Genomic DNA, 23,843 nt, shown 5'->3' with positions numbered 1-23,843 from the left:
TTTGTTTCGTCCGCTTTAGTGTGGCGAGCGCAAACGAGGCAGGAGATATAGCCGATGGCATTGCAGGCAGGCGAGAGTGCGGACTGGTGGCGTGGCGCGGTGATCTATCAGGTCTATCCGCGCTCTTTTCAGGACACCAATAGCGACGGTCTCGGCGATCTCAGGGGCATCACCCGCCGGCTGCCGCATATTGCCAGCCTCGGCGTCGACGCGATCTGGCTCTCGCCTTTCTTCAAGTCGCCGATGGCCGACATGGGCTACGACGTTTCCGATTATTGCGACGTCGATCCGATCTTCGGGACGCTCGCCGATTTCGACGAGATGATGGCCGAAGCGCACAGGCTCGGCATCAAGGTCGTCATCGACCAGGTGATCTCGCATACCTCCGACCGGCATCCCTGGTTCGTCGAGAGCCGGTCGAGCCGGACCAATCCCAAGGCGGACTGGTATGTCTGGGCCGACCCGAAGCCTGACGGTACGGCGCCGAATAACTGGCTGTCGATTTTCGGTGGCCCGGGCTGGGAGTGGGATGGCGTGCGCCGGCAATATTACCAGCACAATTTCCTGACCTCGCAGCCGGACCTCAACTTCCACAGCAAGGCGGTGCAGGATGCGGTGCTGGAGACGGTGAAGTTCTGGCTCGATCGCGGCGTCGACGGCTTCCGCCTGGACACGGTCAACTATTATTTCTGCGACAAGCTGCTCAGGAGCAATCCGCCGCACGAGCCCGACGAGGATGATGCAGGCCTCGATGCGCCCGATACCAATCCCTACGGCATGCAGAACCATCTTTATGACAAGACGCAGCCGGAAAATGTCGATTTCCTCAAACGCTTCCGGGTGCTGCTCGATCAGTACGAGGATCGCACGACTGTCGGCGAGGTCGGCGATGGAGCGCGTTCGCTGAAGACGGTTGGCGCCTATACGAGCGGCGGCGACAAGCTGCACATGTGCTACACATTCGATCTGCTCGGACCGGATTTCACCGCCGAGCATATCCGCGGCTGCGTCGAAGCTTTCCAGAAGGCGGTCACGGACGGCTGGGTCTGCTGGGCTTTTTCCAACCACGACGTCATGCGCCATGTCAGCCGGTTTGCGCTGACGGAGGAAGAGCGCCCTGTCATCGCCAAGCTGGCGATCTCCGTGCTTGCGGCGCTGCGCGGCTCGATCTGCCTCTATCAGGGCGAGGAGCTCGGTCTGCCCGAGGCGGAGCTCGCCTTCGAGGATCTGCGCGATCCCTACGGCATCCGCTTCTGGCCGGCCTTCAAGGGCCGCGACGGATGCCGCACGCCGATGCCCTGGGAAGCCGGCAAGGTGCATGCAGGCTTCACCTCGGCGGAGAAAAGCTGGCTGCCGGTGCCCTACGAGCAGGCTGCACTTTCGGTGGATACGCAGGAGACGAGCGATGGCTCGGTGCTGCATCACTACCGCAGGACGCTCGCATTCCGGAAGAGGCAGCTGGCGCTGATCGACGGCGACATGACCTTCATCGGCACCAACCAGGATCTGCTCGCCTTCACTCGCGAAAAGAACGGCGAAAAGCTGCTCTTCGTTTTCAACCTGACGCGCAAGCCGGCGGAATTTCGCCTGCCCGATGGAATGGTGCTTGGGGAAGCGGTTGAGATGCCGGGCTTCGAGGCGGCGGCTGGCGCGGGGCTCGTGAAGCTTGCGGCGCTGGATGGGTTTTGTGCGCGGGTTTGACGTTCGACTGCTGTGTCTTTGAAGGCGACCGTCGAGGTTGTCCGCCGCGGCGCCAGCCCTTTTTCAATCGCATCACCCGATCAGCGTGAACTTGTCCACGTCCACCATACCGCGGTCGGATATTTTCAGGTGCGGGATGACCGGCAGTGGCAGGAAGGCGAGTTGGAGGAAGGGTTCTTCCAGCGTGGCGCCCAGCGCCAAGGCGGCTTTGCGCAGTTGGTGGAGCGTATCGCGGACCGTCTCGTAGGGCTCGAGGCTCATCAAGCCGGCGATGGGCAGGGCGATTTCGCCGGTGACCTTGCCGTCTTCGACGACGACGAAGCCGCCCTTGATCTCGCCGAGGCGGTTTGCGGCGCGTGCCATGTCGTCCTCGCTGACACCGACCACGCAGATATTGTGGCTGTCATGGCCGACGGTCGAGGCGATCGCACCCTTCTTCAGGCCAAAACCCTGGACGAAGCCGTTGGCATGGTTGCCGTTCTTGCCGTGGCGTTCGATGACCGCGACCTTGATGATATCGCTGGCAAGATCGACCGTCGTCTCGTTGCCCCTGACGGGCAGGCGGTAGCGGCGATGCTCGGTGATGATCTTGCCCGGTATGACGCCGATGACAGGCGTTTCGCCCTCGGCGACAGGGACGCCGAAATGGGCGGCATTGACGGGCCGGGCTTTGACGCTGTCGAGGCCGATCGGGGCAACCGGTCTGCGCGAGGAAAAGAGCGCATCGGTGACGCGGCGGCCGGCCGAGAAAACCATGTCGGCGCGGCAGTTTTCCAGACTGTCGAGCACCACCAGATCGGCGCGCCAGCCCGGCGCGACCAGGCCACGGTCTTTGAGGCGGAAGGCGCGGGCGGCCGAAATCGAGGCGGCGCGGTAGATCGCCAGGGGCTCGACGCCACTTGCGATCGCCGTGCGGATCATGTGATCGAGATGACCCTGTTCGGCGATATCGAGCGGATTGCGGTCGTCGGTGCAAAGCGCGAGGAAGGGTGAAAGCCGCTCGGTGATAATGGGTATCAGCGCCGCGAGATCCTTGGAGACCGAACCCTCGCGCACGAGGATATGCATGCCCTTGCGGATCTTCTCCAAGGCTTCGCCGGCGGTCGTGCATTCGTGCTCGGTGCGGATGCCGGCCGAGAGGTAACCGTTGAGGTCGTTGCCTGAGAGCAGCGGCGCATGACCGTCGATATGGCCGCCCTGGAAGGCGTCGAGCTTGGCCATGCAGACGGGATCCTTGTGGATCACGCCGGGGAAATTCATGAATTCGGCAAGTCCGATCACCTTCGGATGGTGGCGGAAGGGCAGGAGGCACTCGATCGGCAGATCGGCACCGGAGGTTTCAAGATGCGTCGCCGGCACACAGGAGGAGAGCTGGACGCGGATGTCCATGATCGTCTCCAGCGCGGATTCGAGAAAGAACTCGATGCCGGCGGTTCCAAGCACATTGGCGATTTCGTGAGGATCGCAGATGGCGGTGGTGACGCCGTAGGGCAGAACGCAGCGGTCGAATTCATGCGGGGTCACCAGCGAAGATTCGATGTGCAGATGCGTGTCGATGAAGCCCGGAACGACGATCCTGCCCGAAATATCGATCTCGGTTTCGCCCTCATAATTGCCTGAGGTGCCGACGATGCGATCGGCGCCGATGGCAATGTCGGATCGGACGAGGTCACCGGTGACGAGGTCGAAGAAGCGGCCGCCCTTCAGCACGATATCAGCCGGCACGCGGCCGACACCCTGGTCGATCAGACGTTCGAGCTTGGTGGTCATGAATTGCTACCTCTTCGACTGTTTTCTGCAGGTGATCAAGAACGAATGCTGGAAAACATTTGGGTTGTATTTCCGGCTGCTATTGCCTCGCTGGCAGCAGTGCTAGTGAAGCGAGAATATAGATGTCCGTTTCCAACTCAAGGTCATGATATGAAAGCGATTATTTCGGCAGCTTGCGCGGCTGCCTTTTTGTTGAGCGGCTGTGTCAACAACTCAGCTGTACTCACGACCGACAAAGATGGAAAGGTCAGTCGGATCATTCTCGGAAAGTCGACTGGAAGTGTTGCTTCCGATGAAGACCTTAAGCGCGTTGTGGTCGCCAGTTTCTACGCGCGAATTTCAAACCCAAAACCCAGTTGGACTTATCGTCAACCGATGGTGCTCATTAAACATCCAACACTGGAAAGTTACCTGCCTAAGGACAATGAGAAGCCCGACTGATCGGCAACCATTCCCAAAATGCAAATCGAGCGCCGTGGGGCGCCCGATCCTCGTTTATAAAAGCTGTCGATTACTCTGCGGCGACGATCTTGCCGGCTTCCCATTTGTAGAGCGAGAAGCTCTGCGAGGTGAGATCGCCGGTCTCGCCGTAGGTGACCTTGCCGATGGCGGTGGGGATCTCTTCGCCGCCTTTCAGCGCAGTCGCGACGGCTTCCGCATCCTCGGCGCTGCCGGCCTTCTCAATGCCGGCCTTCAACACTTCGACGGCGGCATAAGCGTTTAGCGTGAAGGCTTCGGCGGGGATGTTCTTGGCGGCGAGCGCGTCGGCTGCGGCTTTGGAATCCGGGCTCTTGGTGGCGTCCGAAGCGTTGGTGAAGATCGTGCCTGCTGCCGCATCCGTGCCGATTGCCCAGAATTCGGTGTTGGAGAGTCCGTCGCCGCCGATGATCGTCGCGTTGGCGGCGAGGTCATGCAGCTGGCGGGCCAGCAGGCCGCCTTCCGGGTGGTAGCCGCCGAAATAGACCACGTCGACCTTCTCGGACTTGATGCGAGTAGTGAGCGCACTGAAATCCTTGTCACCAGGCGTGATCGCGTCGTTGATGACTTCGGTGATGCCGCCGGCGTTCAGCGTCGCCTTGAAGGCATCGGCGAGGCCCTTACCGTAGGCGCCCTTGTCGTTGACGATGGCGACGCGCTTGTCCTTGAAATTCTTCAGCACATATTTGGCGGCGACTTCGGCCTGCTGATCGTCGCGGCCGCAGGTGCGCAGCACGTTGGTCAGACCGCGCTTGGTCAAGTCGGGGGCCGTCGCGGTCGGAGTGACCATCAGCACGCCGTTTTCAGCAAGCACGTCCGAAACGGGAATGGCGACGCCCGATGTCACCGGGCCGACGACGAAGCGGATGCCGTCGCCGACGACCTTGTTGGCGGCGGAAACGCCCTGTTTCGGTTCGCCGGCATCGTCGGCCAGTTCGAGGACGACCTTCTCGCCAAGAATTCCGCCCTTCTTGTTGATCTCGTCGACGGCTGTCTGAGCGCCGTTCTTCACTTGGTCGCCGTAGGCGGCGACGGGGCCGGTCAGCGGCGCGATCAGGCCGATGGTGATATCGGCATGGGCAAGCGGGGCAAAGGCGAGCGACGCGACGAGGGTCGCCGTCAATGTTTTGAGGGTCATTGTCTGTCTCCTTGGATGGGGTCATTCGACCCGCGATGAGGTGCCGCGCCGGATTTTCCGGATCGTTCAACAGCCCCCAGGCCGTGCCAAGGACGATCGATATCGGCGCGATCGATGCGCCCTCCGGCCATATTTGGCTCGAATGGGTGCAACGGCAAGATTTTTAAGAATTTTGGTGAGATTCCGCAAGTTGATAACAAAATGAAACGAAAATCGAGCCGATCCGGCGCGAAATAATCCAAAATCGTCGATCGTGGCGCCGTCTGCAGATTTCCGGAGGGTGCTTTACCCGCGTCTGCGCGGTGCCGATGAACCTGCCGAATTTCGCGAAACTCTTCGTCTTTCTGAATAGTCGAATTCGGTTTCGAGATTAACACTTGATTCTACCAATTAGAGTAGAATCATTGTTCGTGCATATATTGCTGCGATGCAAAAGAACGGTCGATAATAAACAGAGAGATATTTCAGGAACAGAGATCTGGATGCTCAAGCGTATCGAAGCCAGACAGGTGCGCAACGGAATGTTTGTGGAGGCGATCGAGGGTGCATGGCAGGACCCTCTTCTGTCCAAGCGAAGATTTCTGCTGCGCCGTGAAGTCGATGCCCTGAAGCTTCGCAAGAGCGGCATTGAAGGTGTTATCATCAACACCAGCAGAGGCCTCGACATCGACGGTCTGCCAGGCGGCAATATCGAGATCGACACGAAGGCGGCACGCGAGACCATCCAGAAATCCGTGCAGGTCCTGGAAAGCGTTTTCGGCCGGCTCCAGCATGGCGATGGTATCAGCTTCGATCAGGTGGCGCCGGTGATTTCCTCGGTCTCCAAGTCGATGGATGACAATCCCACTGTCTTTCTGAGCGTTACGCGTCTGAAAACCAAGGACGAAGTGACGTTTCTGCATTCGCTTTCGGTGAGTGCGCTGATGATCCTTTTCGGCCGTCATCTCGGACTTGACGAGACGACCGTGCAGATGCTCGGCACGGCAGGATTGCTGCACGACGTCGGCAAGCTGGAAATTCCGCTCGAGATACTCAACAAGGAAGGGCGCCTGGACGAGAACGAGATCAAGATGATCCGCGATCATCCGGAAAAGGGGCACGCAATCCTGTCACGCCAGGAAGGCATGTCGGAGATCGTTCTCGACGTCTGCCTCAACCATCATGAGCGTATCGACGGCAAGGGCTACCCCCGCAGGCTTTCCGAAGCGCAGGTCAGCTTCCATGCGCGTCTTGCTGCGATTTGCGACGTCTATGACGCCATGACCTCCGTGCGGCCGTACAAGGCGCCATGGAGTGCGAGCCAGGCACTGAAATGGATGCTTGGCAGTGAAGGGCAATTCGATCGCCGGCTCCTGAAGAAATTCGCCCTCTGCCTTTCGGTGGCCGCCGTGACCTGAGGCCTATCGGTCTCCCCAACAAAGGGCCTGCGTGGATTTACAGCGCCGCGCGTCTATTCAGATGCGCGGCGCTGTAACGCTTTGAATTGCTGCATAATTTTGTCCTTAAATCGAATCCGATTTAAGGAATTATCCGCCGCAGGCCCTGATGCCGGAAGTCTTTAGAGCTTTCTCAAATGTTGTTCTGGAGGATCGTCCGCAGCTTGCCGAAGAGCTCGTCGATGTGGTGCTTCTCGATGATCAGCGGCGGGGAGAGCGCGATGATATCGCCGGTGGTGCGGATCAGCAGGCCGCTTTCATAGGCTTTCAGGAAAGCGGTGAAGGCGCGCTTGGTGGGCTCGCCGGCGATCGGGTCGAGCTCGATGGCGCCGATCAGGCCGGTGTTCCTGATGTCGATGACATTGGGGCAGTCCTTCAGCGAATGCAGCGCGTCGGCCCAATAGTCGGAAAGCTCGGCGGCGCGTGTCAGCAGCCCCTCTTCCTTGTAGGTGTCGAGCGTGGCGAGGGCGGCGGCGGAGGCAATCGGGTTGCCGGAATAGGTATAGCCGTGGAAGAACTCGATCATGTGCTCCGGGCCGTTCATGAAGGCATCATGAATCTCGGAGGTGACAAAGACGGCGCCCATCGGAATGACGCCGTTGGTCAGTCCCTTGGCGGCGGTGATCATGTCGGGCTTGACGTCGTAATATTGCGCGGCAAAGGGGGCGCCGAGGCGGCCGAAGCCGGTGATGACCTCGTCGAAGATCAGAAGGATGCCGTGTTTGGTGCAAATCTCGCGCAGCTTCTGCAGGTAGCCCTTCGGTGGGATCAAGACGCCGGTGGAGCCCGCCACCGGCTCGACGATGACGGCAGCGACGGTGGAGGCGTCATGCAGGGTGACGATCCGCTCGAGCTCGGTGGCGATGTCGCCGCCATGCTCGGGCTCGCCGCGGGTAAAGTTGTTCTTGCCGGGCTGGTGGGTGTGCGGCATGTGATCGACGCCGGTCAGAAGCGTGCCGAACATCTTGCGGTTGGTGACGATGCCGCCGACGGAGATGCCGCCGAAATTGACGCCGTGATAGCCACGCTCGCGGCCGATCAGGCGGAAGCGTGATCCATTGCCCTTCACGCGGTGATAGGCAAGCGCCACCTTGAGCGCCGTCTCGACGGATTCGGAACCGGAGTTGGTGTAGAGGACGTGGTTCAGGCCTTCAGGGGCAATGTCGACCAGGCGGTTCGCCAGTTCGAAGGCCTTGGGATGGCCGAGCTGGAAGGCCGGCGCGTAATCGAGTTCGCCGGCCTGCTCGCGGATCGCCTCGGTGATCTTCGGGCGGCAGTGGCCGGCATTGACGCACCAGAGGCCAGCCGTGCCGTCCAGCACCTGACGACCGTCATGGGTCGTATAGTACATGTCCTTGGCGCCGACGAACAAACGCGGCTCCTTCTTGAACTGGCGATTTGCCGTAAACGGCATCCAGAAGGCGCGAAGATCGTTCGGTGCATTGAGGCGATTGGACATGCTGTTCTCCTGGCCGCTGACGGCCCTTTCCCGGGGCTTCACGCCCATATTTTTACTGCCCGGTCAAATTATCAGGGCTTCCCAAGGCGTCAACGGGAAAAGTCCCCAGAGCCCCTCCTGACAGGAGGCTCAACTTGCTTGGTACGATCCGGAAATATCCAGGGTCAGGCACTGCAGGCCGCCCGTCATCAATCCTTCGCCTCGGCTTGTTACAAAAACCGATGGCTCGCAGGGCGCAATTGCATTTCATCAATTCACTGAAATCAAACGATATTTCGATCGGAGATACTGATGTCTGACCGCCAGAAGACAAGGGCGCGCCCCACGCGGCGCCATACATTCGCGCCAAGTTACGGCGCCATTCTCGAAGAGGGCGTTCGCCGCCGCAGCGTGCTCAATGGCTTTCTCGCAGCGATGGGCGCTGCGGCACTTTCGCCGGCGCTCGGAACCGCGCATGCCGAGGCTGCCGGCTCCAGCCTGACATTTCCGGAACTCAGGCGCGTGCGCGATACCGCCGACCACTGGCCGGAGGGCTATGAGCGCCAGATCCTGGCACGTTGGGGCGATGCACTTTTCTCCGACAGCCCGGAATTCGACATTGCAACGCTGGATGGTAAGGCGGCCGAGCGACAGTTCGGCTACAACAACGACTTCACGCAGTTTCTGCCGCTGCCCTGGGGCGAGAAGAGCTCCGACCATGGGCTGATGGTGGTCAGCCATGAATATGCAACGCCTTTCCTGATGTTTCCCGGCCTGACGGACGAAAACTATCGCGAGAAGCTGACGGATAACCAGATCCGCGCCATCATGGCCGCCCTCGGCGTCTCGATCTTCGAAGTGAAGAAGACGGACGGCAAATGGGCGATCGTCAAGGACGGCAAATACAATCGCCGCGTCCACATGAGCACCGAAATCGACATCTCCGGTCCCGCCGCCGGCGACGACCGTCTGAAGACCAAGGCCGATCCGACCGGCACCGTCGTCTTCGGCACGATCTCGAATTGCAACGGCGGCATCACGCCCTGGGGCACGATGCTTTCAGGCGAGGAAGGCGCGATGGATGTCTTCGCCGGCGACTACAAGAAATTGCCGAACCAGGAGCTGGTCGAGCGCCAGGGCTGGGACGAGGACGAGAACGATATCTACTCCATCAGCCGCGTCGAGCCGCGCTTCAAGTTCGAGGAAGAGCCGAACGAATGGATGCGCTTCGATTGGGTGGTCGAGATCGATCCGTTCGATCCTTCTGCAAAGCCGGTCAAGCGCACCTCGCTCGGCCGCATGACGCATGAGGGCGCCCAGTGTTGCGTCGCCCCTGACGGCCGCGTGGTGGTCTTCATGGGCGACGACGACGATTTCGAATATATCTACCGCTTCGTCACTCGCGATCCCTGGAACCCGAACGACCGCGCCGCCAACAGGGACCTGCTCGACCACGGCACCCTCTCGGTCGCCAAGTTCGAAAGCGACGGCACGATGCGCTGGATCCCGCTCATTGCCGGCGAGGGGCTACTGACTGCGGAAGCCGGCTTCAAGAGCCAGGCCGACGTCGTGCTGGCGACGCGCGCTGCTGCCGATCTCGTCGGCGCCACGCCGATGGACGGACCGGAAGGCTTCATCGCGCATCTCGGCACCGACAAGCTTTATGTCGCCATGACCGAGAACGAAGATCGGCTGCCCAAGGTTGAGGGCGGCGACGAGAAGGAGATGGTCAACATTGCCAATCCGCGCAGCCCCAATCCGCACGGTCACCTGCTGGAACTCGCAGCACCTGGCGGTCCCGAAAAGCCGGATTATACAGCTGAAAGCTTCAAGTGGGACGTCTTCATCCTCTGCGGCGATCCCGCCAAGCCCGAGGATCAGGCGATGTTTCATCCTGCGACGACCTCCGCCGGCTGGTTCACAGACCCCGACAATCTCGCCGTCGATCCGGCCGGACGCCTCTGGGTCACCACCGACGGCCCGCCGCCGGAAGGCATAACCGATTCCGTCTATGTGATGGATACCGAAGGCCCGGGCCGGGCACTTCCGAAGCTGTTCTATATTGCGCCCGTCGGCTCGGAAGCCTGTTCGCCGACTTTCACCCCTGACGGCAGCAGCGTCTTTCTTTCCATCCAGCATCCGGGCGAACTGCGGATGGCCGACAACGAGGATGCGACCTCGATGGAGGATGCCGGCACCGACTGGCCGGATTTCAAACCCGGCATGCCCGCCCGCCCGTCGCTGGTGATGCTGAGCCGCGTCAACAACGATGTGGTCGGCAGTTAAAGCAACTCCGGCAAAGTGCGCGGCAGTTTTACGTCTAGAATTGCACCAAAACAAAAAACCGATAGCGAGACGGGCGTTCCTGCGCGACCGGCTGTCATTCTAAAAGCACGACCGGCAAATCGCAAATTTGCCGGTCGTGCCATAAGGTTCAGGTGCTGAAATATCGTTGCCAAGCCTCCGGGAACATCCCCTTGCAGCACGACATCGGCCGACATCATGTCAGCGCTATCATCAGGCGGCGGACCTATTCCTGTTCTGCACGAGGTAGATATCTTCGAGCGTTGCCAGGATTTTCATGACCGGCTCGGAGGTGCTCGAATAGTAGATGGTTTGTGCGTCCCGGCGGGTCTTGACCAGCTTTTGAGCGCGCAGTTTCGAGAGGTGCTGAGAAAGAGCCGACTGGCTGAGCCCGACCTGCGTCGCAAGCACGCCGACGGCCACTTCGCCCTTCACGAGGCTGCACAGGATCAGCAATCTTTTCGGGTTGGCCATGGCCGATAATAAAGCTGCCGCCACATTCGTGTGATCGGCCAAATCAGAGGTTTCCATATGTTGTCTTCCTAATGCGAAACGTACATCAAGTGGGTTGACGCAGAGCGCCAGCCGGGATTTTGACTGACACCAAAAGCTATCAACTAGGCTCGAAGATTGTATATACCTAAATTTAAGGTATCGAGTATGCTACTTTAGACATGTTTGAACAAATGTGATCGGCATCCACAGCGAGGGTTTCGAACTCGTATCGCAGAAGGAAGTCGCCGGAAATCATGTCGAAACCTGAGGAATCGATACCACAAATGCGCCAAGGACTCGATTCCGGCGCCTTTAGCCTGATAGCGAGGGCTTCGGCGATATCGGGATGGCGTTCTACTAAATCTCGCACTGTCTCTGCCGCCTCGGCGGCGATCGCCTCATTCGCGGCCGACTGGATTACGAGATCATTCCCATCAAGCAGGTAGGCGCGGCCGAATCCGCCATTGAGGCTGGCCTGCTCCGGCTTGAGACGGAAGAACAGGAAATCAGGAAAGTCGATATAAAGCGCCGCCTTGCTGTGGCGATCGAGAAAACGCGTGCGGATACGCTCATGGATTGCATTGCCACGCTCGACGAGTTCTGCCAGGCATTGGGTCGTCAAACGGGGATAAGCGAGGGGGTCGCCCTTGCCGGGTTCACCGGTCAGGAGCGAAGCGCGCGGGTCCTTGGCGAGCGCTTTGGTGTGGGCCGACAGCTTCGAAACGAGGATCACGGGCGTTCCGTCGATGTCGGTAGCGACCAGCACGCGACTGGCGAAGGGAAAGCCGGTCTCGGGGTCGAGAACGGCGATCGCAGCATAGCGGGCGGAGCGCAACAACACGCGGGCGAGCTTGCGGGCATCGTCGTCGGTTTCGCGTAAGGGCGAGGGCTGATCTTTCATATCCGCTTTGTGACAAAGCGGATGGAAAACATCAAGCTTCCTCCTTGCGGCGATGGCGGGTGAGGCCGGCAACGATATCCTGAGCCGAGATGGTGCCGACGATCGCGCCGTTCTCGACGATCCCGATACTGCCCGGCTGGCGGGCAAGGGCATCGAGAATATCGATGAGCGGGGTCGCGGCGCGGGCCGTGGCGCTGACGCTCATGCCGGCGGCAGTCTGGCCGAGGCCTGGCTGCATGACGTCGGCGGCCGTCAGCATGTTGATCGGATTGAGGTTCTGCACGAAATCGGCGACATACTGGTCTGCGGGGTTCTTGACGATATCGTGCGGCGTCCCGCACTGGATGATGCGGCCGCTCTCCATGATGGCAATGCGATTGCCGATGCGGAAGGCCTCGTCGAGATCGTGGCTGACGAAGAGGATGGTCTTTTTCAGCCGCCGCTGGAATTCCAGGAGCTCATCCTGCAGGCGGGTGCGGATCAGTGGGTCGAGCGCGGAGAAAGGCTCGTCCATGAGCAGGATCGGGGCGCCGGTGGCAAAGGCGCGGGCAAGGCCGACACGCTGCTGCATGCCGCCGGAAAGCTCGTTGACCTTGCGATCGGCCCATTTCGTCAGGTTGACGAGTTCAAGCTGCTCGCCGACGCGAAGCTTGCGTTCGGCTTCCGGCATGCCGGCGAGCTCGAGACCGAAGCCGACATTGTCGGCGACGGTGCGCCAGGGCAGGAGGGCGAATTGCTGGAACACCATGGAGACGGTGTGGGAGCGCAGGTCGCGCAAGGCCTTGGCATTGCATCTATAGGGGTTGACGGGGCCGGTGGCCGCCGAGACCGCGACATCGCCACGCACCACGGGAGCGAGCCCGTTGACGGCGCGCAGCAGCGTCGACTTGCCGGAGCCGGAAAGACCCATCAGCACCAGGATCTCGCCTTCCTCGATCGTGAGCGAGGCGTTGGCCACGCCGAGCACAAGACCGGTCGCGGCGCCGATCTCGTCGCGCGTTTTGCCCTGGTCGACCATGGCAAGGGCTGCTTCCGGCCGATCGCCAAAGACGATGCTGACATTGTTAAAGCTTACCGCGGTCATGCAGCGCCTCCTTCACCCGCGGTGCGGAACATCCGGTCCAGAATGATTGCCAGGATGACGATGCAGAAGCCCGCCTCGAAGCCCTTGGCGATATTGACGGTGTTCAGCGCACGGACGACGGGCACGCCAAGCCCGGGAGCGCCGACGAGGGCGGCGATGACGACCATCGACAGCGACAACATGATGGTCTGGGTGAGACCCGCCATGATCTGCGGCGTGGCGAAGGGAAGCTCGATCTTGCGCAGCACCTGTATCGGCGTCGCGCCGAAAGCCACGGCGGCTTCGACGAGGGAGGGCGGCGTCGAGATGATGCCGAGACGCGTCAGCCGGATCGGGGCGGGGATTGCGAAGATGACGGTCGCGATCAGGCCCGGCACCATGCCGAGGCCGAACAGGATGAGCGCCGGGATCAGATAGACGAAAGTCGGTATGGTCTGCATGAGATCGAGCACCGGGCGCATGGCAGCATAGACCCAAGGGCGGCGGGCGGCGGCAATGCCGAGCGGAATACCGATCACCATACAGACGAAGGTGGCGGCGAGCACGAGAGCGAGCGTCTCCGTCGTTTCTTTCCAATAGTCCTGGTTCACGATCAGCAGCAGCCCGAGACAGGTGAAGACGGCAACCGCGATCGACCGGCGCAGCCAAAAGGCGATGCCGGTGATGGCAGCGATGACGATCAGCGGATGAGGCTTCTGCAGCACGAAGAGCAGGCCGTCTATCGCGCTCGACAGCAGGAAGGCGATCTGGTTGAAGAACCATTCGCCGTTCGAGGTCAGCCAATCCACGAAGGACTTGGCCCAGGGGCCAACGGGAATCTTAAATTCGGTGATCCAATTCAAGGGCGCGCCTATCCAAAAAACAACAATCGGACAAAAATGAAACGGGGCGGCGAGCCGCCCCGTTCATATCATTAGAGGCCGAGGCCGGTCTTGGCGGCCGCGAGGGCTTCGCCGCTGCCGTCGCGGGTCTTGACGCCCGCAAGCCAGGGTTCGAGCGCTGCGGGGTTCGCCTTCAGCCATTCGGAAGCCGCAGCTTCCGGCTCCTTGCCATCGTTAAGGATCTTGCCCATGATCTGGTTCTCCATGTCGAGGGAGAACTTCAAGTTCTTCAACATCATGCCGACATTCGGGCATTCGTCGAGATAACCGGCACGCACGTTGGTGAAGACCTTGGCACCGCCGAAGTCAGGGCCGAAGACGTTGTCGCCGCCTGTGAGGTAGGTCAGCTTGAAGTTGGTGTTCATCGGATGGGGTTCCCAGCCGAGGAAGACAACGGGCTTGCCCGCTTTGTCTGCACGAGCGACCTGGGCGAGCATGCCCTGTTCGGAGGACTCGACGACTTCCAGATCCTTCAGGCCGAACTCGTTCTTCTCGATCATGTCCATGACGAGGCGGTTGCCGTCATTGCCGGGCTCGATGCCATAGATCTTGCCGTCGAGATCGTCCTTATGGGCGGCGATGTCCTTGAAGTCCTTGATGCCGAGCTCGGCTCCCTTGGCGTTGGTGGCAAGCGTATACTTGGCGCCGACGAGGTTGGGGCCGAAGGATTCAACCGACTTGTCATCGATATAGGGCCGGACGTCCTTTTCCTGTGTCGGCATCCAGTTGCCGAGGAAGACATCGATATCCTTGTTCTTCAGCGAGGTATAGGTGACCGGCACCGAGAGAACCTTGACGTCGGTCTGATAGCCGATGCTCTTCAAGACGACGGATGCGGTGGCGGTGGTGGCGGTGATATCCGTCCAGCCGACGTCCGAGAAACGAACGGTGGAGCAGCTGTCGGGATCGGCAGCGAAGGCGGCGGTCGCAACGGAGAGGGCGGCGACGGCAGTTGCGGTAACGAGTTTGAACGTGCTTGTTGTTTTCATTTTAGACTCCCAGTCTTTAAGTTCCCAAGCCAACCATCAATAACCGAGTTTGACAAGCGACCTCAGTGCGTTTGCGCCGTATCGACCCATGCGATTGCGACGTCTGCGGACTTTTTGGCAATGCCTTGTTTTCGGGGCTTTCAGCGGTTTCGAGCCGGATTCCTGTGATTATCGCTCACTCAGGGCTTTTCTTTGCCATTCCGAGCTTTCAATAAGCCGATCAAGGAGAAATCGGATGGCAAAACTCTATTTCAACTACTCGACGATGAACGCCGGCAAGTCGACGATGCTGCTGCAGGCCTCCTATAATTACCAGGAGCGCGGCATGCGCACGGTGCAGCTGATCGCCGCCTTCGACGAGCGCGCGGGCCGAGGCGTCATCGGCTCGCGGATCGGCCTGGAGGCCAGCGCCATTCCCTTCGAGCCGCATGAGGATCTGTTCCGGTTGGTTGCGACGCTGAGCGGCGAAGGAGCACCGATTTCCTGCATCTTCGTCGACGAGGCGCATTTCATGACGCCTGTCCATGTCTGGCAGCTTGCCCGCGTCGTCGACAGGCTCGGCATCCCTGTGATGGTCTACGGGCTGAGAACCGATTTCCAGGGCAAGCTGTTTCCTGCCTCGCAGGAACTGCTGGCGATCGCCGATGAAATGCGCGAAGTGCGCACGATCTGCCATTGCGGGCGTAAGGCGACGATGGTTGTGCGGCTCGACGCGGAAGGAAAAGTATTGCACGAAGGCGCGCAGATCGATGTCGGCGGCAACGAGAAATATGTCTCGCTCTGCCGCAGGCATTGGGACGACGCGATGAACGGTGCCTGGATCGCCGAGCCGGTCTGAAGCCGGCGCCTGTTTTCTTTGGCGTTGTAAGCGGCTAGCTTGAGGTCAGGAGATTCCCTGGAGAGATCAGCTGCGCAAAATCCCGCCATTCGACAGCCAGTATGAAGCCGCAGGTAGCCTTGCCGAAAGGATTGCGGCCGAGGGAGCCTATTGCGTGGCCGCGATCGGCGCCTTCAGCGGTGACGAAACACGATCGGCCGACGAGGTCTTCCTCGAGCAGAATGCCCGCTTCCAGGCCTATATCGCCGATGCTGCGGCGCTCGACGCCCAACTGGCCGAACTGGTCTTTTGCCTCGATCGGTTGACGGCCGAGGTTTCAGCCGATCTCGACAGTTTCCGGGGGTTGACGCTGCGCGAGAAGATGGCCGGCTGGGTGTCGCGCCAACGGATGTGGCGCATGTATACCGAACGTGTGCGCGAAGCGCCCGTCATCGAGCGGCTGCTCGACCTTTTGACGAAATCGGACGCGCTCGCGGGGCTGATCGCCGGCCAGCGCGCCGCACTCACCGAACGGCACAAGGCCGCCGAACTCAGCCTTGTCGATATCGTCGAGCAGAGGCGTCGGCTGGTCGTTTCCATCGATATCGCCCGCCTTAAGATGAAGGAGCTCAATGCCAAGGCGCTGACGACGCAGGGCCGGATCGGCGTCTATGGCAACAGGGCGCATTGGGAGCAGATGGAGGCGGAGCGGCGGGCGCTGAAGGCGGAGGCCGAGCGGATTTCCGCCGGGGAGCACGAGATGCGCGACGACAGCCAGAGGCGTGAGCGCTTCATCGGCCTGTTCCAAGCCTTTGTCGATTCGCTGAACGGCCGGATCGCCGCCGGCAACGTGCTGCTGCGCAAGCTGTTGATCGACGTGGAAGAACGGCTGATCATCTACCAGGCGCAGGTCGATACCGACCGACCGGGCATGAAAGTGAGGATCAAGCCGGAACTCTTTCCGGATATCGCCGCGCCGATCAGACTGTTCGAGAAGGGCATGCTGGTCGCCCAGGATCTGGAGCGGCGCAAGAGCCGCGCCAATCTCGAATTCGCCAGAAGGTTTCCGACCTATGCCGAACCGCCGCCGGAAACATCTGGAGCGCCTCTGATCGACACGGCGCGCAGGTCCTTCCGTTTCAGCCTACCTTTCCTGCGCTCCTGACCAGCAGGGGCGCGGGCAGTATCCCTCTTGCACAATGCTTTCATTCCGAAAAATCGAGGGGGCTCGTGTTGTGCTCGGCCCATCGAGCGCATATGTGGGATGCAGCGGGGCGGCAAAGTCCCGATGTTCGCCTCGCCTGACAGGAGACGACGATGCTTGACCGGATAGCCGGTTTTTTCAGGCTGATCGGCCAAACGATCGGCCGCTGGGCCCGCCTGTTTTCCGCCTGGGCTTTTTGGCCCTTTCTTGCCGCGCACGGCTGGTATCAGCGCCGGAGCTGGATGATCCGGCTGCCGGTCATCGCTTTCGTGGCGCTGCTGGTCGTGCTCTACGGTTATTTCTTTTGGCAGACGCAGGTCTGGTCGAATTTCAACACCGCATTCGTCGACCAGTACCGGCTTTCCGAACGCAAGGTTGCCGCCGGGCAGGAAGTGCCGGTCGCCGAGGGCGCCAATACGACGGTGCCGAAGACATGTCAGCGCTCGGCGATCGTCGACGTCGCGGCCGATCTGACCGATTTCAATGTCAACCAGAACGCATGGATCTCCTCCATGCTGCTCTACAAGATGGGCTTCTTCGGCATCGACTGGGATCATACGCCCTTCCTCGACAACAAGGCCTCTTTCCAGCGCGGTATCAACCAGGCGGTCCGGCGGACTTCGGCGGAGCTTGTCGATACGCTCGGGCGTGTGCGCGGCACCTCGGGCATCAACAACGACCTGCAGAGCGCGCGCGGCAATCTGCAGTTCGACGAAAACAGCTGGTATTTCGGCCTCAACCCCTTCGGGCCAAAGACGCCGACGCCCTCCTATTACCGCTCGGCGATAGGCAGCCTGCGCAAGTTCAACACCGATCTCGCCCTCTGCAACGTCGTTTTCGACGGCCGCGCCGACAATCTGATGCAGTTCATCGACCGCATCGCCAACGATCTCGGCGGCACCTCCGACATGCTCGCCGAGCGCTCGGAAAACCACAATCGCGGCTGGTTCGATACCCGTGCCGACGACCGGTTCTGGTTCGCCTATGGCCAGCTCTATGCCTACTACGCCATCCTTGCCGCCGCGCAGGCGGATTTCTCGCAGGTGGTGCAGGAACGCAATCTCGGCGCGATCTGGGGCAGCACGACGCGGCAGTTCCAGGCCGCACTGCGCATCCAGCCTGCGATCATCTCGAACGGCCGCGAGGACGGCTGGATCATGCCGAGCCATCTCGCCACCATGGGCTTCTATATTCTCAGGGTGCGCTCGAACCTCGTCGAGATCCGCTCGGTGCTTGACCGCTAAAACGTCCGGGGGTCAGCGGGGTATCGTGTTGTCCTCGAAGCCGACGACGCGCAGTTTCTCGACGAATTCATAGGTGATGCCGACGATGCCGCCGCCGCTTTCATCGTTTCGGAAGCGGCCGACGCTACGCACCAGCTTGTAGCCGCCAAGCCGGTTGTCGACGCGATAAACGAAATGGAAGCCGACGCCGTGACGGCTCGCCTCTTCGAAGGTTTGGGCGATCAGGCTGCGGTCCTCCTCGTGGATGCGCGACATCAGCTCTGTCAGGTTGACAGGGCCGTCGCTGTAGGAGAGGCCGAAGATCGCATGGACATCCTCGCTTGCAAAGAAATGTCCTGTCTCGATGTCGATGCGCCAGAAGCCGAAAAGACGATAGGCAGCAAGCATCTGGACGACTTCCGCATCGGTGATGCCGATGTGGGCGCGGGATTGTTCTGTCTTGTCAATAACGGGCTGTTCGAAGTGAAGAGGCACGATTCCCCCAGATCACCGGACGACGTGCCGACTCTCTTCTGATGCCTCAGTTGATCAGCTTCAATCGAATTGCCTTAGCTACCAACTGGGTCCGGTTGACGCAATCGAGTTTTTTGATCGCGTTCGTCATATAGGCGTTCACAGTATGGTCCGAGAGCGTCAGGATCTGACCGATTTCGATCGAGGTCTTGCCTTGGGCAGTCCAGCGCACAACTTCTAGTTCGCGAGTCGACAGCGCGTTATGCGCGCATTCCTCGTTACGTTTGACTGCATTGTATGCATTCAGTGCATGGAGAATGATCATTGCCAGCTCGTTGATTTCGCTCTGGCCGAGTGCGGCGCGCTCGCCGCAGAACCAGAAGACCAGGCGCTGGCCGTCGGCTGCAATGGTCGGCATGGCAACGCCTGCCGGTATGGCATGGCGCAGCATCAGGGCATGCAGTTCGGCGGAGAAAGCCTGACCATTGGAGGCGTCGTTGAGGTGCCATGCCGGCGGCACGGCAGACTCCCTCAGCCTTACGCCGAAAGGGCAGTCGCGCATCATGTGGGCACGGTCGAAATCCCTGACATAGGCGGCCGGAAGCGAGCTCTCGATCAGCAGGGGTTTCAAGAGAAGGTCTTCCGGGGAGGGGGCGTGCATCAGTGTTGCATGCGACAATCCGAAGGATGTGGAGACCCTGCCAAGCGCCTGCGCAAACAGGCTGCGCGTTCGTGCGGTCGAAAGTTCTGCCGAAAGCAATGACTGTCTTTCAGAGGTAGTCATGTAAGACATTTGTACGCCCCCGGCAGCCCAATGTTAACGCTATCAAATACAGAAAATCGGCGGGATGCTAGCCCCAATTGACGTAACGCAAGCCGATTCATTCGAATTGTGAATAATTAGCCACGGTAGTGCGCGCGCCGGTTGAGTTTCGACTTGCAAAAATAGCGTTGCGGTATCTCTGAGTTCTTTCACTGCGGCATAGGGATGGTCTCGCCCAGCCGGGCAAGGAGAGAATCACTTGGGAGAGTTTTGCGGAAGAACTCGGCTCTCTCCGGCACGGGCGCAAAGGTGGTGGACCGCTCTGCCTGCAGCGCTTTGCGCTGGAGCGGGTGAACTGCGTGAACGCGGCCGCAGCGGGTCGCTGTTTCAGCCTGATTGCGGTCAGAGAGCAGCGATAAGAAGGATGGCGGCAGGCGGCGAAATCCGACTTGCTGGCAGTCAATCCAATTGCTAAGCGTATGCTCAGTACAGCTGAGGCAATTTAATCGTGCGCTTTGCAATTTCCTTTTTGGTGAAGTGTCTGTTTTCCAGATTATTACTTGTTTTTCTCCTTTTGACCTTGCCGATCGGAGCGGCAACCTCGCAGGCTGCCGGGGAGAAGAAGGCGGCACAGCCGCCGATGAGCTTCATCCTCGTGCGCAGTCTTCTCTGCCAGGAAAACTGTCCGGAATGGATATCGGCGGAGGGGCGCATAACGTCCGATACGCCCGCGCGGCTGAGAAAAATGCTCAAGAAGATCGGCGGCCGTAAATTGCCTGTCGTTTTCCGTTCTGAGGGTGGGGACGTCGATGCCGCCTACGCGATGGGCCGGATGATCCGCAAGTCCGGGCTGGAAACGGCGGTCGGCGGCACGCGGCTGAAGGGATGCCCCGTTGGGGACACGCGCTGCCAAGCCGCTATTGCAAAGGACGGTCCGTCGGGCGGCTACACTTATTCGGCTGGTGCATACTGTTTTTCCGCGTGTCCACTGGCGTTAGCGGGCGGTGTGTCGCGTGTCTCGTCGCAATGGGCCTTCATCGGCGTGCACCAGATCACGACCGTCTACAACAAGGTGCGAGTTTCCTATCGCATTGAATACAAGATCGTGAATGGCAAGAAGAAGGAAATCTCCCGCAAGGAGGTCGGACGCAAGGTGGCGGGGCAGAGCAGTTCCACCGAACTTGGAAAGAAGGCTACCGCTGCTTTGACGGCCTATTTGAAGGAAATGGGCGTCAGCGAAGAAGTGATCGGTCTGATGATGAGCGCCACGCCTGACAACATCAATATCGTACCGGCTACGGAGGCACTTCGAACAGGTCTCATCACGGACATGTTGTCCTACAATGAGTGGCCGGGCATGCCGCTCTGCGCCCCAGATGCAGCGGCCGAGGCTGTCTGTCACAGCCATCCGGTAGCCGAAGCCCCTGTGATGGCCAAGGCGCCTGTATCTCAGGCGCCCGTGCAGGATGCGGCCACAGAGACAAGCGAGAAACTACCGAAAACCCAGCCGATGGACTTCCTCCTGATGTCCAATGGCAACTGCCGGGAAGAGTGCACGCAGTGGATTTCTGCGGATGGAGACATCACGCCGGATACGCCGGCTCGGCTGAAGGCGATGTTGACGACGCTCGGCGAAAGAAAGCTGCCGATCGTCCTTCAGTCTAATGGCGGGGACATGGATGCGGCATTCGTGATGGGGCGTATGATCCGTGCTGCAGGTCTGGAGACCTCGATTGGCAGAACGCAGTTGCCGAATTGTCCAAAGCTGGATCCGCGTTGCAAAGCCAGCATCGCCAAAAGCGGACCGACCGCGGGAGAAGTCTTTGCCGGCCGTGCGTATTGCCTTTCAAGCTGTACTCTTGTCCTGATGAGCGGAACGCCGCGGATTGTCGGATATTCCTCGATCGGCCTCGTCAGGCCCACGACGGCTGAATATACGAGATTCTTCGCTTATTTCGACGAGATGGGCGTGAGCGCCGAGACATACGAGACGATGATGTTCGCGACATCAATTGAGCGAGGGACTATACTTCGTTCCCAGGCGCTCAAGTTTGGCATCGTCAATGGTATCATCCCTTATGATGAAAAGCCCGGCTTGCATGTCTGTGGGCCGGAGGCGAAGGAAAGCCTTCGATGCCCGAGAAAAGCTGAGGCAGAGACCGTTCCTGTTGCGGCTTCGGTCAATTGATCTCAGGACGCCAAAGAGCGTAGCTCGGCGTTTTTGCGCTGGGCTGCTGCTTGTTTAAGCTCCGAAGGCGCCTCGTGTTGCCCGTTTAGCGGCCGCAAGGCGTGGCGCTATTCACACCCCGCCGATATTTCGCTATCTCGATGAAGAGAAAAGCAACGACTCCGCTCCCGCGGAGCTCGGATGGGGAAACATCCATGCCATCAATCAAATCCGATATCGAAATCGCGCGCGCCGCGGCCAAGAAGCCGATCTTCGAAATCGGGGCGAAACTGGGCATTCCGGTCGAGCAGCTCGCTCCCTATGGTCACGACAAGGCGAAGGTCAGCGCCGAGTTCATCGCCGCGCAGGCGGGCAAGAAGGACGGCAAGCTGATCCTCGTCACGGCGATCAATCCCACACCGGCGGGCGAGGGCAAGACGACCACCACCGTCGGGCTCGGCGACGGGCTGAACAGGATCGGCAAGAAGGCCATTGTCTGCATCCGCGAGGCCTCGCTCGGTCCCTGCTTCGGCGTCAAGGGCGGGGCGGCCGGCGGCGGTTATGCGCAGGTCGTGCCGATGGAAGACATCAACCTGCATTTCACCGGCGATTTCCATGCGATCACATCGGCGCACAATCTGCTGGCGGCTATGGTCGACAACCACATTTACTGGGGCAACGAAGAGAATATCGACATCCGCCGCATCACCTGGCGGCGGGTCATGGACATGAACGACCGGGCGCTCAGAAGCATGGTCTCATCGCTCGGCGGCGTCGCCAACGGTTTCCCGCGCCAGGGCGGGTTCGACATCACCGTCGCCTCCGAGGTGATGGCGATCCTCTGCCTCGCCACCGACCTCAAGGATCTGGAGCAGCGCCTCGGCGACATCATCATCGGCTATCGTTTCGACAGGACACCAGTGCATGCGCGCGACCTGAAGGCCGACGGCGCCATGGCGGTGCTGTTGAAAGATGCGATGCAGCCGAACCTGGTGCAGACGCTGGAGAACAATCCGGCCTTCGTGCATGGCGGGCCTTTCGCCAATATCGCCCATGGCTGCAATTCGGTGACGGCGACGAAGACGGCGCTGAAGCTCGGCGACTATGTGGTGACGGAAGCAGGGTTCGGCGCCGATCTCGGAGCGGAAAAATTCTTCGACATCAAGTGCCGCAAGGCGGGGCTGAAGCCGGATGCGGCGGTGATCGTCGCGACCGTCCGGGCGCTGAAGATGAATGGCGGGGTGAAGAAGGAAGATCTCGGCACGGAGGATGTCGCGGCGCTGAAGAAGGGCTGTGCCAATCTTGGCCGGCACGTCGCCAATGTGCGCCGTTTCGGCGTGCCCGTCGTCGTGGCGATCAACCATTTCGTCTCGGATACCGACGCCGAGATCGCGGCAGTCAAGGAATTCGTCTCGAGGCTTGGCGCCGAGGCGATCCTCTGCCGTCACTGGGCGCTGGGTTCGGCCGGCATCGAGGAATTGGCGCACAAGGTGGTGGAACTGGCAGAATCCGGGCAGGCGAAATTCCAGCCGCTTTACGGCGACGATCTTTCGCTGTTCGAGAAGATCGAGATCGTCGCCTCGAAAATCTATCACGCCGGCGAGGTGACGGCCGACAAGGCGGTGCGCGACCAGTTACAGACATGGGAAGAGCAGGGCTACGGCAAGCTGCCGATCTGCATGGCGAAGACGCAATATTCATTCTCCACCGATCCGAACCTGCGCGGCGCGCCGGAAGGTCACATCGTCACCGTGCGAGAGGTGCGGCTTTCGGCGGGAGCGGGCTTCGTCGTCGCCATCACCGGCGAGATCATGACAATGCCCGGCCTGCCGAAATCGCCGTCGGCGGAACGGATTTTCCTGAACGACCAGGGGTATATCGAGGGATTGTTCTGATCTTCAGAGCGCTTGCCGAGGTGGGGAGTGTTTGGAGCTTAATCTAGTACGCGGAGCAAATTGGCGGCAGGTCGCAAGAGCCGTAATGAATTATCCCGTTTTGATTGTCTTACTCATGTTGACGCCAGTGACGCGAAAGCCGGTACCCTCGTAGACATGTTTTGCGCGCTTGTTATCCTCGGCAACACGCAACCTTATCTGCTCGAACCCCGTCCGCGCCAGTTCAGTTTCCAGCACATATAATGCCTGTTTGCCGAACCCTTTTCCCTGATGTGCAGCGAAGATATAGAAATCTTTGATGAATGCAGAGCGGCTTGCCAAATCCGGTCGGTACCAAAGATAACCCACGACGCTCTCAGCTTCCGGCGTTCGGTTTACGACACAGAACATGACCTCGCCGGGAGTATTGATGCCATGTGGCAGGTCGTTCGCGATTTCCTGTTTGGCCCGTGCCAAGGCCTGAGTGCCTGAAAGACCGTAGTTGGCCGAAATCTCGGTCGCATAATCAGTGATGAAATAATCGAGGTAAGCCGGATATTCGCTATCACGCATGGGTCTGAATGAGATCATCGTACTTCCTGGTTGTGAGCCTACGTCCCAGCTGCATGCTAGGTAAAAAGAGATTTCCCAATCGAGATAATTGCTAGCAGTGTCAAATCTCAGGAAGCGCGGCGGCGAGATCGGCG

Annotated in this window: 21 protein-coding genes; 9 read left to right on the top strand and 12 right to left on the bottom strand. The window is 60.1% G+C overall.

Annotated elements, in window-relative coordinates; genetic code table 11:
• The first annotated feature begins 54 nt into the window (after window positions 1-54).
• Complete coding sequence (bglA, locus tag RlegSU303_RS16600) at window positions 55-1,701, top strand: beta-galactosidase BglA (RefSeq protein ID WP_131719283.1); 1,647 nt, start codon at window positions 55-57, stop codon at window positions 1,699-1,701.
• 72 nt (window positions 1,702-1,773) lie between these two features.
• On the opposite strand, the gene ade is transcribed toward bglA, so the two are convergent.
• On the bottom strand, window positions 1,774-3,471 hold the full coding sequence (ade, locus tag RlegSU303_RS16595; protein ID WP_131719284.1) for an adenine deaminase: 1,698 nt from the start codon (window positions 3,469-3,471) through the stop codon (window positions 1,774-1,776).
• A 45-nt stretch (window positions 3,472-3,516) separates the two neighbouring features.
• Here ade and RlegSU303_RS16590 point away from each other — a divergent pair, with 45 nt between their 5' ends.
• Window positions 3,517-3,912 carry a hypothetical protein gene (locus RlegSU303_RS16590; protein WP_131619639.1) on the top strand — a complete coding sequence of 132 codons (396 nt, stop codon included), beginning with the start codon at window positions 3,517-3,519 and terminating at the stop codon, window positions 3,910-3,912.
• A gap of 70 nt (window positions 3,913-3,982) precedes the next feature.
• On the opposite strand, the gene RlegSU303_RS16585 is transcribed toward RlegSU303_RS16590, so the two are convergent.
• A complete protein-coding gene (locus tag RlegSU303_RS16585) occupies window positions 3,983-5,086 on the bottom strand; it encodes a branched-chain amino acid ABC transporter substrate-binding protein (protein ID WP_131719285.1) in 1,104 nt (367 codons plus the stop codon).
• The gene (locus tag RlegSU303_RS16580) at window positions 5,083-5,463 is read right to left on the bottom strand and encodes a hypothetical protein (RefSeq protein ID WP_165507526.1); all 381 of its coding nucleotides are present in this window, start codon (window positions 5,461-5,463) and stop codon (window positions 5,083-5,085) included. The genes RlegSU303_RS16585 and RlegSU303_RS16580 overlap by 4 nt, the downstream gene beginning before the upstream one ends.
• A 105-nt stretch (window positions 5,464-5,568) precedes the next feature.
• Between RlegSU303_RS16580 and RlegSU303_RS16575 the strand changes: the two genes are divergently transcribed.
• On the top strand, window positions 5,569-6,483 hold the full coding sequence (locus tag RlegSU303_RS16575; protein WP_131719286.1) for an HD-GYP domain-containing protein: 915 nt from the start codon (window positions 5,569-5,571) through the stop codon (window positions 6,481-6,483).
• A gap of 172 nt (window positions 6,484-6,655) precedes the next feature.
• On the opposite strand, the gene RlegSU303_RS16570 is transcribed toward RlegSU303_RS16575, so the two are convergent.
• On the bottom strand, window positions 6,656-7,981 hold the full coding sequence (locus tag RlegSU303_RS16570) for an aspartate aminotransferase family protein (protein WP_018243099.1): 1,326 nt from the start codon (window positions 7,979-7,981) through the stop codon (window positions 6,656-6,658).
• A 291-nt stretch (window positions 7,982-8,272) separates the two neighbouring features.
• Here RlegSU303_RS16570 and RlegSU303_RS16565 point away from each other — a divergent pair, with 291 nt between their 5' ends.
• On the top strand, window positions 8,273-10,246 hold the full coding sequence (locus RlegSU303_RS16565; RefSeq protein WP_131719287.1) for a PhoX family protein: 1,974 nt from the start codon (window positions 8,273-8,275) through the stop codon (window positions 10,244-10,246).
• Between the two features lie 231 nt (window positions 10,247-10,477).
• Here the strand turns inward: RlegSU303_RS16565 and RlegSU303_RS16560 are convergent, their stop codons facing one another.
• The 5 genes from RlegSU303_RS16560 to RlegSU303_RS16540 form a co-directional block, all read right to left on the bottom strand.
• Window positions 10,478-10,795 carry an ArsR/SmtB family transcription factor gene (locus RlegSU303_RS16560; RefSeq protein ID WP_003561417.1) on the bottom strand — a complete coding sequence of 106 codons (318 nt, stop codon included), beginning with the start codon at window positions 10,793-10,795 and terminating at the stop codon, window positions 10,478-10,480.
• 115 nt (window positions 10,796-10,910) lie between these two features.
• Window positions 10,911-11,660 carry a HugZ family pyridoxamine 5'-phosphate oxidase gene (locus RlegSU303_RS16555; RefSeq protein WP_131719288.1) on the bottom strand — a complete coding sequence of 250 codons (750 nt, stop codon included), beginning with the start codon at window positions 11,658-11,660 and terminating at the stop codon, window positions 10,911-10,913.
• A gap of 31 nt (window positions 11,661-11,691) precedes the next feature.
• The gene (choV, locus tag RlegSU303_RS16550; RefSeq protein ID WP_094088776.1) at window positions 11,692-12,744 is read right to left on the bottom strand and encodes a choline ABC transporter ATP-binding protein; all 1,053 of its coding nucleotides are present in this window, start codon (window positions 12,742-12,744) and stop codon (window positions 11,692-11,694) included.
• Window positions 12,741-13,586 (bottom strand): choline ABC transporter permease subunit, encoded by an 846-nt coding sequence (gene choW, locus RlegSU303_RS16545; RefSeq protein WP_131629702.1) that lies wholly within the window; start codon window positions 13,584-13,586, stop codon window positions 12,741-12,743. The genes choV and choW overlap by 4 nt, the downstream gene beginning before the upstream one ends.
• A gap of 71 nt (window positions 13,587-13,657) precedes the next feature.
• A complete protein-coding gene (locus RlegSU303_RS16540; protein WP_131619643.1) occupies window positions 13,658-14,614 on the bottom strand; it encodes a choline ABC transporter substrate-binding protein in 957 nt (318 codons plus the stop codon).
• 235 nt (window positions 14,615-14,849) lie between these two features.
• Here RlegSU303_RS16540 and RlegSU303_RS16535 point away from each other — a divergent pair, with 235 nt between their 5' ends.
• The 3 genes from RlegSU303_RS16535 (at window position 14,850) to RlegSU303_RS16525 (ending at window position 17,879) form a co-directional block, all read left to right on the top strand.
• Window positions 14,850-15,452 (top strand): thymidine kinase, encoded by a 603-nt coding sequence (locus tag RlegSU303_RS16535; protein WP_065280862.1) that lies wholly within the window; start codon window positions 14,850-14,852, stop codon window positions 15,450-15,452.
• Between the two features lie 70 nt (window positions 15,453-15,522).
• Entirely contained in the window at window positions 15,523-16,596 is a 1,074-nt protein-coding gene (locus RlegSU303_RS16530; RefSeq protein WP_131645158.1) for a hypothetical protein, read from the top strand.
• 152 nt (window positions 16,597-16,748) lie between these two features.
• Window positions 16,749-17,879, top strand: coding sequence for a DUF2333 family protein (locus RlegSU303_RS16525; protein WP_131619645.1), 1,131 nt, complete (start codon window positions 16,749-16,751; stop codon window positions 17,877-17,879).
• Between the two features lie 12 nt (window positions 17,880-17,891).
• Here RlegSU303_RS16525 and RlegSU303_RS16520 read toward each other — a convergent pair whose 3' ends face one another.
• Together RlegSU303_RS16520 and RlegSU303_RS16515 are read right to left on the bottom strand one after the other, a co-directional pair.
• Window positions 17,892-18,353 (bottom strand): PAS domain-containing protein, encoded by a 462-nt coding sequence (locus tag RlegSU303_RS16520; RefSeq protein WP_017961526.1) that lies wholly within the window; start codon window positions 18,351-18,353, stop codon window positions 17,892-17,894.
• A gap of 46 nt (window positions 18,354-18,399) precedes the next feature.
• Window positions 18,400-19,125 (bottom strand): helix-turn-helix transcriptional regulator, encoded by a 726-nt coding sequence (locus RlegSU303_RS16515; RefSeq protein WP_131619647.1) that lies wholly within the window; start codon window positions 19,123-19,125, stop codon window positions 18,400-18,402.
• 478 nt (window positions 19,126-19,603) lie between these two features.
• On the opposite strand from RlegSU303_RS16515, the gene RlegSU303_RS16510 reads away from it, so the two are divergent.
• Window positions 19,604-21,283, top strand: coding sequence for a COG3904 family protein (locus tag RlegSU303_RS16510; RefSeq protein WP_131629700.1), 1,680 nt, complete (start codon window positions 19,604-19,606; stop codon window positions 21,281-21,283).
• Between the two features lie 194 nt (window positions 21,284-21,477).
• Window positions 21,478-23,157 carry a formate--tetrahydrofolate ligase gene (locus RlegSU303_RS16505; RefSeq protein WP_131619649.1) on the top strand — a complete coding sequence of 560 codons (1,680 nt, stop codon included), beginning with the start codon at window positions 21,478-21,480 and terminating at the stop codon, window positions 23,155-23,157.
• Between the two features lie 90 nt (window positions 23,158-23,247).
• Here RlegSU303_RS16505 and RlegSU303_RS16500 read toward each other — a convergent pair whose 3' ends face one another.
• Window positions 23,248-23,727 carry a GNAT family N-acetyltransferase gene (locus RlegSU303_RS16500; RefSeq protein WP_165504550.1) on the bottom strand — a complete coding sequence of 160 codons (480 nt, stop codon included), beginning with the start codon at window positions 23,725-23,727 and terminating at the stop codon, window positions 23,248-23,250.
• Between the last annotated feature and the right edge of the window lie 116 nt (window positions 23,728-23,843).

The sequence above is a fragment of the Rhizobium sp. SU303 genome (assembly GCF_021052345.1).
Taxonomy (GTDB): Bacteria; Pseudomonadota; Alphaproteobacteria; order Rhizobiales; family Rhizobiaceae; genus Rhizobium; species Rhizobium laguerreae.
The sequence above is the reverse complement of the archived record's forward strand: the minus strand, read 5'-3'. Positions and strand labels throughout refer to the sequence as shown.

Bases quoted from the DNA above. Each gene is read 5' to 3' on its own strand.
- RlegSU303_RS16535 (WP_065280862.1), top strand. From the start codon at position 14,850: ATGGCAAAACTCTATTTCAACTACTCGACGATGAACGCCGGCAAGTCG.
- RlegSU303_RS16560 (WP_003561417.1), bottom strand. From the start codon at position 10,795: ATGGAAACCTCTGATTTGGCCGATCACACGAATGTGGCGGCAGCTTTA.
- choV (WP_094088776.1), bottom strand. From the start codon at position 12,744: ATGACCGCGGTAAGCTTTAACAATGTCAGCATCGTCTTTGGCGATCGG.
- RlegSU303_RS16570 (WP_018243099.1), bottom strand. From the start codon at position 7,981: ATGTCCAATCGCCTCAATGCACCGAACGATCTTCGCGCCTTCTGGATG.
- RlegSU303_RS16555 (WP_131719288.1), bottom strand. From the start codon at position 11,660: ATGAAAGATCAGCCCTCGCCCTTACGCGAAACCGACGACGATGCCCGC.
- RlegSU303_RS16505 (WP_131619649.1), top strand. From the start codon at position 21,478: ATGCCATCAATCAAATCCGATATCGAAATCGCGCGCGCCGCGGCCAAG.
- RlegSU303_RS16585 (WP_131719285.1), bottom strand. From the start codon at position 5,086: ATGACCCTCAAAACATTGACGGCGACCCTCGTCGCGTCGCTCGCCTTT.
- RlegSU303_RS16525 (WP_131619645.1), top strand. From the start codon at position 16,749: ATGCTTGACCGGATAGCCGGTTTTTTCAGGCTGATCGGCCAAACGATC.
- RlegSU303_RS16515 (WP_131619647.1), bottom strand. From the start codon at position 19,125: ATGTCTTACATGACTACCTCTGAAAGACAGTCATTGCTTTCGGCAGAA.
- ade (WP_131719284.1), bottom strand. From the start codon at position 3,471: ATGACCACCAAGCTCGAACGTCTGATCGACCAGGGTGTCGGCCGCGTG.
- bglA (WP_131719283.1), top strand. From the start codon at position 55: ATGGCATTGCAGGCAGGCGAGAGTGCGGACTGGTGGCGTGGCGCGGTG.
- RlegSU303_RS16565 (WP_131719287.1), top strand. From the start codon at position 8,273: ATGTCTGACCGCCAGAAGACAAGGGCGCGCCCCACGCGGCGCCATACA.
- RlegSU303_RS16540 (WP_131619643.1), bottom strand. From the start codon at position 14,614: ATGAAAACAACAAGCACGTTCAAACTCGTTACCGCAACTGCCGTCGCC.
- RlegSU303_RS16590 (WP_131619639.1), top strand. From the start codon at position 3,517: ATGCTGGAAAACATTTGGGTTGTATTTCCGGCTGCTATTGCCTCGCTG.
- RlegSU303_RS16575 (WP_131719286.1), top strand. From the start codon at position 5,569: ATGCTCAAGCGTATCGAAGCCAGACAGGTGCGCAACGGAATGTTTGTG.
- RlegSU303_RS16500 (WP_165504550.1), bottom strand. From the start codon at position 23,727: ATGATCTCATTCAGACCCATGCGTGATAGCGAATATCCGGCTTACCTC.